The sequence below is a fragment of the Roseibium sp. FZY0029 genome (assembly GCF_036350355.1).
In the GTDB taxonomy this organism is placed as follows: Bacteria; Pseudomonadota; Alphaproteobacteria; order Rhizobiales; family Stappiaceae; genus Roseibium.
The window spans coordinates 262,549-277,167 of record NZ_JAZDVZ010000006.1; the positions used below are offsets into that span (position 1 = coordinate 262,549).

Genomic DNA, 14,619 nt, shown 5'->3' on the forward strand with positions numbered 1-14,619 from the left:
CGCGCTCCTAGTGTCTTCCGCCTTCGAGGTAGGCTGCCTGCACATCCTCGCGGGCAAGCAGCTCCCTGCCGGTTCCCGACATGGTGATCTTGCCGTTCACCATCACATAGGCCCGGTGCGCCAGTTTCAGCGCGTGATAGGCGTTCTGTTCCACCAGGAAGACGGTGAGGCCATCGCTCTGGTTGAGGTCCCGGATTGCATCGAAGATCTGTTTGACGATCAGCGGCGCCAGACCGAGAGACGGCTCGTCCAGAAGCAGAAGACGCGGATTGGACATCAACGCCCGGGCGATGGCCAGCATCTGCTGTTCGCCGCCCGAAAGCGTGCCGCCACGCTGGTTCCTGCGCTCTTTCAGGCGCGGAAACAGGTCGAAGGCGCGCTGCAGCCCGGCTTCCAGATCGTGGTTGCCGGCCATTTCCGCACCCATGATCAGGTTTTCCATCACGCTCATGCGCGGGAAGATCCGCCGTCCTTCCGGAGACTGGGCAATCGACTTGCGCATGATCAGGTGGGTTGGCATGCGGGTGATGTCTTCACCGTCGTAGATGACCTTGCCGGAGCTCGCCTGCGGCGTGCCGCAGATGGTCATCATCAGTGTCGACTTGCCGGCTCCGTTGGCGCCGATCAGCGAGACGATCTCGCCCCGGTCGACAGTCAGGTCGACACCGCGCAGCGCGATGATCTTGCCGTAGTGGGTCTCGACGTTTCTGACTTCGAGAAGATGATTGGAGGCTGTCATATGCCAACCTCCTCTTCCACGGCATCCACCTCTTCATCCGGGACGCCCAGATAAGCGGCAATCACCTTCGGATCGTCCTTCACCTCGGCTGCGGTGCCGTCGGAGATCTTCTCGCCATAATCCAGAACCACGACGTGATCCGAAATTTCCATCACAACGCTCATGTCGTGTTCAATCAGCAGGATTGAGGTTCCGTGCTCCTTGCGGATGTACTGCAGGAGCGTGTTCAACTCGCCACTTTCCTTGGGGTTCAAACCGGCGGCCGGTTCGTCCAGGCACAGGAGTTCAGGACCCGAACACATGGCGCGGGCGATCTCCAGACGGCGCTGGTCGCCGTATGGCAGATCCGCGGCCGGAGCATCCGCCCGGTCGATGAGCGCCGTCTTTTCCAGCCAGTAGCGTGCCTTTTCAACCGCCTGACGCTCTGCCTTGCGGAAGGTCGACAGTCCGAAAATGCCTGCCAGCGAATAGCCGGATGCCAGCATCAGCGGATTGTGCTGCGCGACCATCAGGTTTTCCAGAAGGGTCATGCCGCCGAACAGGCGGATGTTCTGGAACGTGCGGGCGACCTTGGCTTTCGCCGAGATCTGGAAGTCGGCCATGCGTTCGAGCAGGTAATGCTCGCCGTTGGTCCGGTTCATCACGACCCGGCCCTCGGTCGGCTTGTAGAAGCCGGTGACACAGTTGAAGACGGTGGTCTTGCCGGCGCCGTTCGGGCCGATCAGGGCGGTGATGTCGCCGCGCCCGACATTGAAGGACAGATCGTCGATGGCGACCAGGCCGCCGAAGCGCATGGTCAGGTGTTCGATCGTCAGGACGGGGTTTGTCTCCCAGGCGCTCATCCGTGGCCCTCCTGCACGAGGTCGGCACTGATGCCCTTGGCCTTCTTGCCGCTCAAGGTAATGGACGGCATGCGGGTGGAGATGAGGCCGCGCGGTTTCCAGACCATGATGACGACCATCAGAAGTCCGAACACCAGCATGCGGTATTCCTCCAGTCCGCGGAAGAATTCAAAACCGCCGATCATCACCACCGCGGCAATGACGACGCCGATCTGGCTGCCAAGCCCCCCCAGAACCACGATGGCCAGAATGACCGCGGATTCGATGAAGGTGAAGCTTTCCGGCGAGATGAAGCCTTGCCGGGTCGCGAAGAACGAGCCCGCAAAACCGCCGAACATGGCACCAAGTGCGAAGGCGGTCAGTTTGGTGTGGGTGGTGTTGATGCCGAGCGAACGGCAGGCGATCTCATCCTCGCGCAGGGCTTCCCAAGCCCGCCCGACCGGCAGCTTGCGCAGGCGCATGGTCACGAAGTTTGTAGCCAGAGCCATGATCAGGATCAGGTAGTAGAGGAAGATGATGCGGTGAATGGAATTGTATTCCAGACCGAAGGTGTCGGCGAAACCGCCCGGGCCGCGTTCAAACTCGATACCGAAGAAGCTCGGCCGCGGAATGCCGGAGATACCGTCCGGACCACCGGTGAAATCGTACCAGTTCAGCAGAACCACCCGGATGATCTCCCCGAAGGCCAGCGTCACAATGGCAAGATAGTCACCCCTCAGACGCAGAACCGGGAAGCCCAGGATGATGCCCCAGAAAGCGGCGAGGATGCCGGCCAGCGGCAGGCAGAGCCAGAAGGAGAAGCCGAAATACTGGGCCAGCAGCGCATAGGAATAGGCACCAACCGCATAAAAGGCGACGTAGCCCAGATCAAGCAACCCCGCGAGCCCGACCACGATGTTCAGCCCCCAGCCGAGCATCACGTAGGTGGTTACCAGAATGGCAAGGTCGAGATACTGGCGGGACCCGCGCGAGCCATAGGCCGACATCAGCAGGAAGGGCAGCACCACGGCGAGGACCAGAAACACCGGCATTGCGTATTTGCCGAGCTTTGCCAGAGGCTTGGCACTTGGCAGGAAGCCTTTGGCCGTCGCGGTGACCGGTTTGTCTGTCTTCCAGACGAACAGGTTCAAAAGCAGGCGCCCGCCGAAGACGATGGCAACCGCAATGGCGACAGCCGCCCAGCGGTATTCGATGCCGAGCTGGCCGCCAAGGCCGCTTGCGACCTCGGCCTTCATGCCGATCAGGACGCCGAACAGGGCAAGCGCTATCGCGCCCCCAGCCGCCGCATCCTTGAGCGACACCATGAAGAGGTTCTCAGATTTTGCGGACATGGATCAGACCTTCTCCACTTCCGGCTTGCCGAGTAGACCTTCGGGCATGAAGATCAGCACGATCGCCAGGATCGAGAAGGCGGCAACGTCCTTGTACTCGACCGAGAAATAGCCGGACCAGAACGTCTCGATGAGACCGATCAGCAGCCCGCCGAGCATGGCGCCCGGCAGCGAGCCGATGCCGCCCAGAACCGCTGCGGTGAAGGCTTTCACCCCGGCCAGGAAGCCGATGTAGAAATCGATCACGCCATAGTAGAGCAGGAACATGAGTCCAGCGACGGAGGCCAGGCCCGCGCCCATGACGAAAGTCAGCGAGATCGTGCGGTCGACGTTGACGCCGACGAGGGACGCCATCTTGCGGTCCTGCTCGCAGGCACGCTGCGCGCGCCCGAGAGAGGTCTTGTTGATCAGGAAGGTGAAGCCGACCATCAGAACGACGGTTACGACAATGATCAGGATCTGCGTGTAGGAAAGCTGCACGATGAAACCGGACCCGTCCGGGCCGCCGTCGCTCAGGGTGAAGCCGCCGGAGATCAAAGGCTGCAGAGGCTTGTTGCGCGCGCCTTGCGAAATCTGCACGAAGTTCTGGAGCGTGATGGACGCACCGATTGCCGTGATCAGCGGTGCCAGACGGAAAGAGCCGCGCAGCGGGCGGTAGGCGATCCGCTCGACCGTCCAGCCCCAGGCTGCCGTCAGCGCCATCGAGATGACCAGCACACCGATCAGCGCCAGTATGAGGAGGGCCACCGGCAAACCTGCCGTGATACCGAAAGCGACGATGAAGATCAGCGCGATAAAGGCGCCGACCATGAAAATGTCACCATGAGCGAAGTTGATCATGCCGATGATGCCGTAGACCATCGTGTAGCCGATGGCGATAAGGCCGTAGATCGACCCGAGCGTCACACCGTTGATCAGCTGTTGCAGAAAGTAATCCATGTTCTTTTTGTTACCCCCGGAAGCCTTAGCTGCTTCTTAGAACGAGGCATTTTTGCCTTCATTAAAGCTTCATTAGCAACTCACGCGTGGTGAGACAATTCCTCTCGCATCAGGGGAAAGATAAAAATAAAAGATTTCCTGTTTTCGAAATTTGAGGAAATTTATTCTTCTTTTTGAAAATTCAGGTCAGAAAAAACCGGACCGGGCGGTACGGTTTCGCTTATCCGTCAAACCAACAAGGTGAAGACTGTCCGGACAGTCTTGTCTCTCCGGAAGGTCCTCCGTAAAGTCCTGTCGATCAACCATGGGCGACGCTTTGCAAGACACCGGCACTCAGCAACTTCAGTTTCTGACCACCAAGGAAGTGGCCGACCTTTTGAGGGTCAAGGAGCGCAAGGTTTACGACCTTGCCGCCGCCAACGAGATTCCGCATCGGCGAATCACGGGAAAGCTGCTTTTTCCCGCAGCCGAACTCCGTTCCTGGATCGAGGGCCCGGCTGCGGCCACCGGCGCTGAACGTCCCGCCGTTCTCGCCGGTTCCCACGATCCCTTGCTGGACTGGGCAGTTCATGCCTCCGGCTGCGGACTGGCCATGCTGTGCAACGGCAGCGCGGACGGCTTGAGCCGCTTTGCCGCCGGGGACGCAGCCCTTGCCGGGTTGCATCTGCCGGAAGAAGACGGCTGGAATGTCAGGTCTGTCGACCACCTCAACCTGAAGGAGGCTGTTCTGGTCGGCTGGGCGACCCGCAAACGCGGCCTTCTGGTTTCACAGGAGGCAGCCTCGGCCATTCGCTCCATCGCCGACCTCAAAGGCAAACGGGTTGCCATGCGGCAACCGGGCACAGGCACGGCGCTGCTGTTTTCCAGGCTGCTTGCCGAGGCCGGCCTGAGCGAAGCCGACCTGACGATCGGACCATCCACCGCCCACACGGAAAACGATGCCGCATCGGCAGTCGCCGCCGGTGAGGCGGAAGCTGCTCTCGGCATTGAAACTGCCGCAAAGCCTTTCAAACTGGCGTTTGTGCCGCTTGCCGAGGAAAGCTTCGACCTTCTGATCGATCGCCGCTCCTATTTCACCCCGCCTGTTCAAACGCTGTTCGCGTTCGCACGAACACCGGAGTTTCAGGAAAAGGCAGCAGCACTCGGCGGTTACGACCTCGAATGTCACGGCGACGTCCGCTGGTTATCCGCCTGATGAGCACCGTCTCGTAGGTTTCCGGAGCGCATTCAGGTTCTCATTCAGGCAGTCTTTGGGCCCTTATTCAGGAAAGACACGATGAGCGATATCCGCCCGCATGAAATTTCGGTTTCGATACCGGAGCCGGACGATGCCAGGCTCTTTTTCATCGGCAGGATCCACACACCCTTCAAGGAGCGCAAGGACTGCCCGCGTCAGGGCAGCGTGGACGGCCCTGAATGCCGGATCGAGATCTTCGACCCCTGGGTGCCGGCATTGCAGGGCATCGAGGCCTACGAGAGTGTGGAAGTGCTCTACTGGCTCGACAAGGCCAGGAGGGACCTGGTGGTCCAGAACCCGGCTCATAGCGAAAACATTTTCGGCACCTTCGCCCTGCGCTCGCCTGTCCGGCCAAACCCGATTGGCACCGTTCTGGCAAAACTGGTCTCGGTCGACGGCCCAACCCTGATCGTGCGCGGACTTGACTGCCTCGACGGCACCCCGCTTATCGACCTGAAGCCTGATCGCTGCGCCTTCACCCCGAAAGCACCGCCGAAGGACTGAACGCGTCACTTGCCCTCTTCGGTCACCTTGACAAGCTCTGCCCGGACCTGACAATCCAGCCCAAAATTTCGCGCCTGCCTGGCGCCAAGGGAGATCTTCATGCCTACGGAACCGCTTGCCGGCGAAACCGGTATCAACGACGTCGTCTCAATCGAGATCAACGGCTCTGTCGGCCTCATCGCCCTCGACAACCCGCCGGTCAACGCCGCCTCCCATGCCATCCGCTCCGGACTGTGGCAGGCCGTGGATACGCTGCAGCAGACGGATGGCGTCGAGGTGATCGCGCTTTATGCCAAGGGCCGAACCTTCATTGCCGGGGCCGACATCCGCGAGTTCGGCAAGCCGCCGCTCGATCCATGGCTGCCGGAACTTTGCAATTTCATCGAAACCGCGTCGAAACCCATTGTCTGTGTCCTGCATGGCACCACGCTTGGCGGTGGTCTGGAAGTTGCCATGTCGTGCCATGCGCGTGTCGCGCTGAAGGGCTCGAAGGTGGGTCTTCCGGAAGTCACGCTCGGCATTCTGCCAGGTGCCGGCGGCACCCAGCGCGCGCCCCGGCTTGCGGGTATTGCGGTGGCCCTCGACATGATCACCAGCGGCAAGCCGATGGGTGCCGACGAGGCCCTGGCCAACGGGTTGATCGACCGGATCGTGGAGGGCGATCCGCGCGACATCGCGCTGTCTTCGGCCAAGGATCTGCTGGCCGGTGACCTGCCCAACCGCAAGACGGGCGAATTGACCGCCGAACCGGACCCGGCCGCCATCGAGGCGATGCGCGCCAAGCTTGCCAAAAGCCAGCCGCTGCTGTTCTCGCCGCACAAATGCGTCGACGCCGTCGAAGCCTGTCATCTGCCTATCCGCGAGGGCATGACCGAAGAGCGCCGGCTTTACGAGGAATGCATGGCAAGCCCGCAACGCGCAGGTCTGATCCATGCCTTCTTTTCCGAGCGTGCCGTCACCAAGATACCGGAAGCCACCGCAACCGCCCGCGAGATCAACGCCGTTGGCGTCATCGGCGGCGGCACCATGGGGTCCGGCATCGCGACCGCTATCCTGCTGGCCGGCCTGCCGGTGACCCTGACCGAACGCGATCAGGACGGCCTTGACCGCGGTGTCGCAACGATCACCAAGAACCTGGAAGGCGCCGTCAAACGCGGGAAGCTTTCCGCAGAAGCCCGCGACGACATTCTGGCCGCCAAACTCAAGACCTCGACGGATCTCGCCGCGCTCGCCGAGGCCGATCTCGTCATAGAGGCGGTGTTTGAGGACATGGCCGTCAAGCGCGAGATCTTCCAGACGCTGGACAAGGTCTGCAAACCGGGCACCGTGCTTGCCTCCAACACGTCCTATCTCGACATCAACGAGATCGCGGCGACAACCGAGCGTCCGCAGGATGTCATCGGCCTGCACTTCTTCTCGCCCGCCCATGTCATGCGGCTTCTGGAAGTGGTGGTTGCCGACAAGACCGGCGCCGATGTGGTTGCGACCGGCTTCGCGCTGGCCAGGAAACTGAAGAAGATCGCCGTGCGCTCGGGCGTTTGCGACGGCTTCATCGGCAACCGCATCATGACCTTCTACAAGAAGGCTGCCGATTACATGATGATGGATGGCGCCTCGCCGGAGCAGATCGATACGGCCATGCGCGGCTTCGGCTTTGCCATGGGGCCTTACCAGGTAGCGGACCTTGCCGGGCTCGACATCAGCTGGGCCGCCAACAAGCGCCGCGCCGCCACCCGCCCGGCCGAGGAACGCTATATTCCGATTGCCGACCGTCTTTGCGAGAACGGCTGGTTCGGGCGCAAGACCGGCCAGGGCTTCTACATCTATGACGACCAGGGCTCGCGACCGAACCCGGAAGCACTTGCGATCATCGATGCGGAACGGGAAAAGGCCGGTGTCACACCGCGCAGCTTCACCGAAGACGAAATCGTCAGCCGGTTCATGACCGCGATGATTTCCGAAGCCGTGCGCGTTCTGGAAGAAGGCATTGCCCTTCGCCCCATCGACATCGACGCCGTCTTCCTCAACGGCTACGGCTTCCCCCGCTTCCGCGGTGGCCCGCTGCACACAGCAGATGTCATCGGCGCGGGTGAACTGGTTCGCCGCATCGAAGACTATGCCAAGGAAGACGCCTACTACTGGAAAGTCCCGGCTCTCCTGCGGCAGATCGCTGAAACTGGCGGAACCTTTGCGGAGATGAACGCCAAAGGGTGATCGAGGGCAAAGTCCAAGGCACTGCGCGGTGTCGATGAGGAAAAGCATACGCAATCACGCAAGATGTCCCCGGACAGAGCACAAGCGCAGATCCGGGACTCACTTGCCTCGCGTCTTGCCAAAATGTCGGCAAGAGGCCAGCGACGGTGCGGCTTCTTCCGAACCCTTCTCATGGCCTCTCTGCAAATGAATGGGCCCCGGCTCTCCCTTCGGTCGGCCGGGGTGACATCAGGGGTATGGTGACCCCGAACGGGCTTTGCGGCTTGCTGGAAGGTGTCTAACCTTCCTGCGCCGCCTTCAGGCCGCCAGCGGCATAGTCCGGTACGCTTGCGCCCAGCTTCAGGCCGAGTTCCGGATTGGAGGCATTGCCGTCGAGGGCGCGTTTCTTGACGCCCTGCAGGATCGCTCCCATGCGGAAGAAGGCGAAGGCCAGGTAGAAACCGAACTCCGGAATGCCTGTCAGCCCCATACGAGCGCAGTAAGCGTCGATGAATTCCTGGTCTTGCGGAATGCCGAGCAGCTTCCGGTCGACACCGGCCAGACCTCTGCCTTCCGTGCCGGGCGGGCGCTGCCACTGCATGATCAGGGCAGCCAGATCCGCAAAGGGATGGCCGATGGTCGACAGCTCCCAATCCAGCACGGCGACACAGGCCGCACCGTCTTCCGCAAACAGCATGTTGTCGATACGATAGTCGCCATGCACCAGCGTCCGCCGGCCGTCGTCTTCGGGCACATTGGCGTCGAGCCAGGCAATGAGCTCGTCCATTGCGGGAATGGGGCCGGTTTCGCTTGCCCGGTACTGCTTGGTCCAGCGGTCGATCTGGCGGCGATAGTAATTTCCGGTGGGGCCGAAGTCGGCGAGGTTTCTGGCTTCAAGGTCGATGCCATGGATGGCGGCCAGAACGCGGTTCATCTCGGCATAAATGCCACGTCGTGTTTGCGGATCAAGATCCGGCAAACGCGGATCATCGAAATTGCGGCCCATGACGAGATCCATGACGTAGAACGCCGACCCGATTACGCCCTCGTCCTCGCACAGGACATGCATGCGCGCGACCGGCACCTTCGACCCGGCCAGCGCCTTCTGCACCCGAAACTCGCGCTCAACGGCATGTGCGGACTTCAGCAACACCCCGGGAGGCTTGCGGCGGAGGACGTATTCGCCAGAGGCGGCACTCAGGCGAAATGTGGGGTTGGATTGACCCCGGTTGAACTTTTCGGCTGTCAGCGGTCCCTTGAACCCGGGAAGGGTCCCTTCCAGCCACTTGCTCAGGGCCGTGAGGTCGAAATCCGTGTTTGGGGTCATGAGGGGCATGCCTCAGCGGTGACCTGGCTTTCCCCAGTCTTTAAACCTGACGCGCCACTTGCTCTCCCCTCATCCTGAGGAAGCGCGCAGCTCTGTCTCGAAGGATGGGCGGCAAACACTGGAGCAAGGGGCCCATCCTTCGAGACGCCGCAAGGACGGCTCCTCAGGATGAGGAGGTGGGGAGGCAACGAGTCGTGGCAGTTGCTCTCTGTTGGAAGCCGGAAAAAGACCATCCTCACAGCTTCCCGTTGGAATACTTCCGAAGCTCCGTGCGTGCGACCTGGCGGCGGTGGACAGCGTCGGGGCCGTCGGCAAACCTGAGGGTGCGCAAGTGTGTCCACATGGCGGCGAGCGGGAAGTCCTGGCTGATGCCGGCGGCACCGTGCAGCTGCATGGCTTCATCGACCACCTTCAGGGCCGTGAGCGGCGCGACCACCTTGATCTGGCTGATCCATGGCTGCGCGGCGCGGGTGCCTTGTGTATCCATCACCCAGGCCGCCTTGAGACAGAGCAGACGGGCCATTTCGATTTCCATGCGCGCATTGGCGATGATGTCGTAATTGGCGCCAAGATCCATCAGCTTCTTGCCGAACGCCTCGCGCCCCATGGCCCGTTTGCACATGAGTTCCAGTGCCTTTTCCGCTTGCCCGATGGCGCGCATGCAATGGTGGATACGGCCCGGGCCGAGGCGGCCCTGAGCAACCTCGAAACCCCGCCCTTCGCCCAACACCAGGTCTTCCTGCGGCACGCGCACGTTGGTGAAGCGGATGTGCATGTGGCCGTGCGGCGCATCGTCGGCGCCGAACACATGCATCGGCCGCAGCACCTCGATACCTTCGGCGTCCGCCGGAACCAGGAACATGGAATGGCGGCTGTGCTTGTGAGCTTCCGGGTCGGTTGCGGCCATGACGATGTAAAGCGCACAGCGCGGATCGCCGGCCCCCGTTGCCCACCATTTGTCACCGTTCAGCACCCAGCCCTCGCCATCACGCACAGCTGTCAGCGCGATGTTGGTGGCATCCGAGGAGGCAACATCGGGCTCCGTCATCAGGTAGGCGGACCGGATATCGCCCTGAAGCAGTGGCTTCAGCCATTTTTCCTTATGGACCTCGGTGCCGTAGCGCTCCAGCACTTCCATGTTGCCAGTGTCAGGGGCGTTGCAGTTGAAGACTTCCGCGGCAATACCAACCTTGCCCATTTCTTCGGCCAGATAGGCATATTCCACGGTCGTCAGACCGAAGCCCTTTTCGCTGTCCGTCAGCCAGAAATTCCAGAGCCCGCGTTCCTTGGCCTTGGCCTTGAGGCTGTTCAGGATTTCTAGCTGGCGGTCCGTCATCCGGAAGCGGTCGCCGGACGGGTGGCGTCCGACGTCCTCGTGATATTCCCGGTCGAGGGGCGCGATTTCGGTTTCCACCATCTGGCGCACCTGCTCGATCAGCGGCCGCACCCGGTCGGTCATTCCAAGATCCATCACTTCCCCCTAGCAGATATCGGCGCGCAGCCGCTTGATGGCAGCGCGGTATTCGGTTTCCAGGCGCTCGACCACGGCAGCGGCCGGCCCGACGGACTTGATCGCCCCGATGCCCTGGCCAGCGCCCCAGATTTCCCGCCAGGCTTTCGGTTTCGGGCTGTCATCCGGCATGACGCTGACGTCCCACTCGTCCGGCAGGTGATCGGGATCAAGACCGACCTTGCGAATGGAGCCTTTCAGATAGTTGGCCGGATGTCCGGTGAAGAGCGACGAGGTCAGCACATCCTCGGCCCCGCCTGCGACCATCATGTCCTTGTAGGTCCGATCCGCATTGGCTTCCTCCGTCGCAACGAAGGGCGAGCCGACGTAGCCGAGATCAGCGCCCAGAACCCCGGCCGCCAACAGGGCTTCGCCGGTGGAGATGGCGCCGCCCAGAAGCAGCGGGCCGTCGAACCATTCCCGGATCTCACGCACCAGCGCAAACGGCGACTGCGGCCCGCCGTGACCACCCGCCCCTGCGGCCACCGCAATCAGCCCGTCCGCCCCTTTTTCGACAGCCTTCCTGGCGTAGGTGTTGTTGATGACATCATGCAGGGCGATACCGCCGCAGGAATGAGCCGCCTCGTTCACCTCGACCCGCGCACCCATGGAGGTGATCCAGATCGGCACCTTCCACCGCGTGCAGATCTCGACATCCCGTTCCAGCCGCTCATTGGACCGGTGGACGATCTGGTTGACCGCAAAAGGGGCCGCCGGGCGATCCGGGTTTTCCTGGTTGTGCCGGTCAAGTGCTTCGGTGATCTCCTTCAGCCAGGCCTCCAGCATGACCGGGCCACCGGGTTCATCCCTTGCATTGAGCGCCGGAAAACTGCCGACAATTCCGGCCTTGCACTGGGCGATCACCAGCTCCGGACAGGAGACGATGAAGAGCGGGGCCGCAACGGCGGGAAGCCTCAGGTTCTGCAGCACCTTGGGAAGGGATCTTGCGTTCAGCATGATGTGTCCACCTCACCTTCCAGATAGAACCGGTTCAGCCATTCCGCGACCAGCGCCGGCCGCTTGCCTCCCTCGATCTCCACCGTCGACTGCCAGACGATATCGACCTCCTGCGGCTTCGGCCTCGTCAGACGCGCCAGGACAAACCGCCCGCGCAGCCGGCTGCCAACTTTGACCGGGGCCAGAAACCGCACTTTCTCGAAGCCGTAGTTGATGCCCATCGTGGCGCCTTCGATCTTCGGCTGGGCTTCGGCAGCCATCGCGGAAAGAAGCGACAGTGTCAGAAAGCCGTGCGCAATCGTGCCACCAAAAGGTGTTTCCGCCGCCCTTTCAGGGTCAACATGGATGAACTGGTGGTCCTGCGTTACCTCGGCAAAAGCGTCTATCCGGGCCTGGTCGATAAGGTGCCAGGAGGAGACGCCGACTTCCGTTCCGACAAGCGTTTCCAACTCGCTGGCGGCAAGGGGGCGCTGCAAGGTTTCAATGCTCACTCAATAGGCCTCCTGGAAGAGGTCCGGCCCTGTTTCCACGTTGATGCCGCCGCTGATCGGCAGGATGGCGCCGGTGACATAAGACCCACCGCGCCCGCACAGATATTGCAAGGCGGCCGCTATATCCTCCGGACGACCGACCCGGCCAAGCGGCACCTGCGCCCCGACACGGGAGCGCACATCCTCGTCGGCCGTCGCAAAGGCCGTCATGTTGCTGACAAAAGGCCCCGGTGCCAGCGCATTGACGGTGATGCGCCGGTCGGCAAGTTCCTTGGCAAGAATCCGCGTCAGGTGGTGGACGGCGGCCTTGGAGGCCGCATAGCTGTAGGCCCGGTCGCCATGGGCGGTTTCTCCCATCACCGAGCCGACGTTGACGACACGCGCCGGATCATCGTCACTGGCGGCGGCTTCCAGCAGGGGCAACAGGCTTTGCGTCAGTTGAAACAACCCGGTGACATTCACCCGCATCACCCGCTCCCACGCGTGATAGGGAAAGTCGCCAAGCGGCTGGCCCCAGCTTGTGCCGGCATTGTTCATCAGGATGTCCAGCTTGTCCGTGCGACGGCCGATCTCGGCTGCCAGAGCCGCAATGCCTTCTTCGGTCGCAACGTCCCCGGCAAAGCCTTCCGCCTTGCCGGAATAGCCGAGCGCGTTCAGCTCATCCGCTGCCGCGTGGCAAGCGGCTTCCTTGCGGCTGGCGATCAGGACGCGCGCGCCCACGGCCATCAAGCCCTGGGCTGCCATCCTGCCAATACCTGTGGCACCGCCCGTGACCAGCGCTGTCTTTCCGGTCAGATCAAACAGAATATCCGGCGTCATGCGCCACCTTCCGCGAAGTTCTTTCTCAGTGTGAGCTTGGAGACCTTGCCGGTCGCGGTCATCGGCAATTCGTCTACATAGACGACATCGTCCGGCACCTGCCATTTGGCGACCCGTTCCGACAGCAGCCCGAGGATCTCCTCCTTCTGCGGCTGGGCATCGTCGCGGGCCTGCACGATCAACAGCGGGCGCTCGTCCCACTTGGCGTCCGGCACGGCGATCACGGCACAATTCGCAACACCCGGGTGCGACATGACGATGTTTTCCAGATCGAGCGAGCTGATCCATTCGCCGCCCGACTTGATGAGGTCCTTGGACCTGTCCGTGATCGTCAGAAATCCGTCCGGGCTGATGGCGGCAATGTCGCCGGTGCAGAACCAGCCTTCCTTGTCGAACACCTGTTTCGAGGCTTCCGGATCCTCGTAATAGCCGGAGGTGATCGTGTTGCCGCGCACATAGAGATGGCCCGGTGTCTTGCCGTCATGCGGCAGGCGGTTGCCGGCATCATCGACAATCTTCATCTCGACGCCAAAGATCCGCCGCCCCTGGCTCTGCTTCCTGTCGATGCGCTTGTCGAAGGGCAGATCCGCCATCGACGGAGGCAGGTTGCACTGGGTGCCGAGCGGGCTCATTTCCGTCATGCCCCAGGCATGGCAGACATTGACGCCCTGCTTCTCGAACCCCTCGATCAGCGAGCGCGAGGCCGCCGAGCCGCCCACAACGATATCGCCGAAGCCTTCGGGAATGCGGCCGCGCTGGCGGATCTCATTCATGAGGCCGATCCAGACGGTCGGCACGCCCCAGGCGGAGAACACCTTTTCTCTATCCATCAGGTCGAACAGGCTTTTGCCGTCCAGCGCGCCGCCTGGGAAAATCAAACTGGAGCCGGAAAGCGGTGCGCCATAGGGCAGGCCCCAGGCGTTGACGTGAAACAGCGGCACAACGGGCAGAATGCGCGAGCCTTCCTTGAGGACCTTGGGGATGGTGACGCACATGTCGTAGGCATGCAGCACCGTGGAGCGGTGGGAATAGAGCGTGCCCTTGGGATTTCCTGTCGTGCCGGAGGTGTAACAGAGCCCGGCGGCCTGATCCTCGTCGAAATCCGGCCAGTCCATTTCATCGGGCTGCCCGTCAAGGATTTCCTCGTAACAGAGCGCGCCATCCAGCGTCGTTTCCGGCATATGCGCGCGGTCCGTCATGACGACCACGCGAAGGTCTGCCGGAAAATGCGGGCGAAGCTTTTCCACGATCGGTACGAAGGTGAGATCAACGAACAGCAGCCGGTCCTGAGCGTGATTGACGATATAGATCATCTGTTCCGCGGAAAGCCGCGGATTGATCGTGTGGCAGATGGCACCGATGCCGGAAATTGCATAATAGAGCTCGAAATGGCGGTAGCCATTCCAGGCCAGCGTCGCAATGCGGTCGCTCTCGCCGACACCGAGCGCCTTCAGGCCATGGCCCAGCCGGGCGATGCGGCCGGCGGTTTCCTTGTAGGTTGTGCGGTAAACATCGCCTTCCGTCCGAACGGAAACGATCTCACCGGCCGGATAAGTATCCGCTGCAAAGGTGATGAGGTCCGCGATTTTCAGCGGACGGTGCATCATCATTCCCTTCATGTGTTTCCTCCCAGAACACGGCCGCTTCATACGGTCCCTCAAGGGGTTGTATGCGGAGCCTAGCGTGCGGCAGACGTGCTGGAAAGGTCAATTTCCTCAAATGACATGTCC

13 protein-coding genes are annotated in these 14,619 nt (G+C 61.9%); 3 read left to right on the forward strand and 10 right to left on the reverse strand.

The annotated features are described in order from the left end of the window. Positions 1 to 7 precede the first annotated feature (7 nt). The 4 genes from V1T76_RS18980 to V1T76_RS18995 are packed head-to-tail and all read right to left on the reverse strand — an operon-like array spanning position 8 to position 3,851. Positions 8 to 739, reverse strand: a complete 732-nt coding sequence (locus V1T76_RS18980) for an ABC transporter ATP-binding protein (RefSeq protein ID WP_330562202.1) — start codon at positions 737 to 739, stop codon at positions 8 to 10. Beyond that, positions 736 to 1,581 (reverse strand): ABC transporter ATP-binding protein, encoded by an 846-nt coding sequence (locus V1T76_RS18985; RefSeq protein ID WP_330562203.1) that lies wholly within the window; start codon positions 1,579 to 1,581, stop codon positions 736 to 738. The genes V1T76_RS18980 and V1T76_RS18985 overlap by 4 nt, the downstream gene beginning before the upstream one ends. Continuing rightward, complete coding sequence (livM, locus tag V1T76_RS18990; protein ID WP_330562204.1) at positions 1,578 to 2,912, reverse strand: high-affinity branched-chain amino acid ABC transporter permease LivM; 1,335 nt, start codon at positions 2,910 to 2,912, stop codon at positions 1,578 to 1,580. Before livM ends, V1T76_RS18985 begins: the two co-directional genes overlap by 4 nt. Before the next feature lie 3 nt (positions 2,913 to 2,915). Continuing rightward, a complete protein-coding gene (locus V1T76_RS18995) occupies positions 2,916 to 3,851 on the reverse strand; it encodes an ABC transporter permease subunit (protein WP_330562205.1) in 936 nt (311 codons plus the stop codon). A 304-nt stretch (positions 3,852 to 4,155) separates the two neighbouring features. Here V1T76_RS18995 and V1T76_RS19000 point away from each other — a divergent pair, with 304 nt between their 5' ends. The 3 genes from V1T76_RS19000 (at position 4,156) to V1T76_RS19010 (ending at position 7,806) form a co-directional block, all read left to right on the forward strand. Beyond that, complete coding sequence (locus V1T76_RS19000) at positions 4,156 to 5,046, forward strand: helix-turn-helix transcriptional regulator (RefSeq protein ID WP_330562206.1); 891 nt, start codon at positions 4,156 to 4,158, stop codon at positions 5,044 to 5,046. Positions 5,047 to 5,127: 81 nt separating this feature from the next. Continuing rightward, positions 5,128 to 5,592 (forward strand): tRNA (N6-threonylcarbamoyladenosine(37)-N6)-methyltransferase TrmO, encoded by a 465-nt coding sequence (tsaA, locus tag V1T76_RS19005; RefSeq protein ID WP_330562207.1) that lies wholly within the window; start codon positions 5,128 to 5,130, stop codon positions 5,590 to 5,592. A 99-nt stretch (positions 5,593 to 5,691) separates the two neighbouring features. Continuing rightward, positions 5,692 to 7,806: a 3-hydroxyacyl-CoA dehydrogenase NAD-binding domain-containing protein gene (locus V1T76_RS19010; RefSeq protein ID WP_330562208.1), complete on the forward strand. Its 2,115-nt coding sequence runs from the start codon at positions 5,692 to 5,694 to the stop codon at positions 7,804 to 7,806. Between the two features lie 277 nt (positions 7,807 to 8,083). On the opposite strand, the gene V1T76_RS19015 is transcribed toward V1T76_RS19010, so the two are convergent. The 6 genes from V1T76_RS19015 to V1T76_RS19040 form a co-directional block, all read right to left on the reverse strand. Further along, positions 8,084 to 9,112 (reverse strand): phosphotransferase family protein, encoded by a 1,029-nt coding sequence (locus V1T76_RS19015; RefSeq protein WP_330562209.1) that lies wholly within the window; start codon positions 9,110 to 9,112, stop codon positions 8,084 to 8,086. A 235-nt stretch (positions 9,113 to 9,347) separates the two neighbouring features. Continuing rightward, positions 9,348 to 10,583, reverse strand: coding sequence for an acyl-CoA dehydrogenase family protein (locus tag V1T76_RS19020; RefSeq protein ID WP_330562210.1), 1,236 nt, complete (start codon positions 10,581 to 10,583; stop codon positions 9,348 to 9,350). Between the two features lie 9 nt (positions 10,584 to 10,592). After that, positions 10,593 to 11,579 carry an NAD(P)H-dependent flavin oxidoreductase gene (locus tag V1T76_RS19025; protein WP_330562211.1) on the reverse strand — a complete coding sequence of 329 codons (987 nt, stop codon included), beginning with the start codon at positions 11,577 to 11,579 and terminating at the stop codon, positions 10,593 to 10,595. Continuing rightward, positions 11,573 to 12,070 carry a MaoC family dehydratase gene (locus V1T76_RS19030; RefSeq protein WP_330562212.1) on the reverse strand — a complete coding sequence of 166 codons (498 nt, stop codon included), beginning with the start codon at positions 12,068 to 12,070 and terminating at the stop codon, positions 11,573 to 11,575. Before V1T76_RS19030 ends, V1T76_RS19025 begins: the two co-directional genes overlap by 7 nt. After that, the gene (locus tag V1T76_RS19035) at positions 12,071 to 12,889 is read right to left on the reverse strand and encodes an SDR family oxidoreductase (protein WP_330562213.1); all 819 of its coding nucleotides are present in this window, start codon (positions 12,887 to 12,889) and stop codon (positions 12,071 to 12,073) included. Continuing rightward, positions 12,886 to 14,508, reverse strand: a complete 1,623-nt coding sequence (locus V1T76_RS19040) for a long-chain fatty acid--CoA ligase (RefSeq protein ID WP_330562214.1) — start codon at positions 14,506 to 14,508, stop codon at positions 12,886 to 12,888. Before V1T76_RS19040 ends, V1T76_RS19035 begins: the two co-directional genes overlap by 4 nt. Between the last annotated feature and the right edge of the window lie 111 nt (positions 14,509 to 14,619).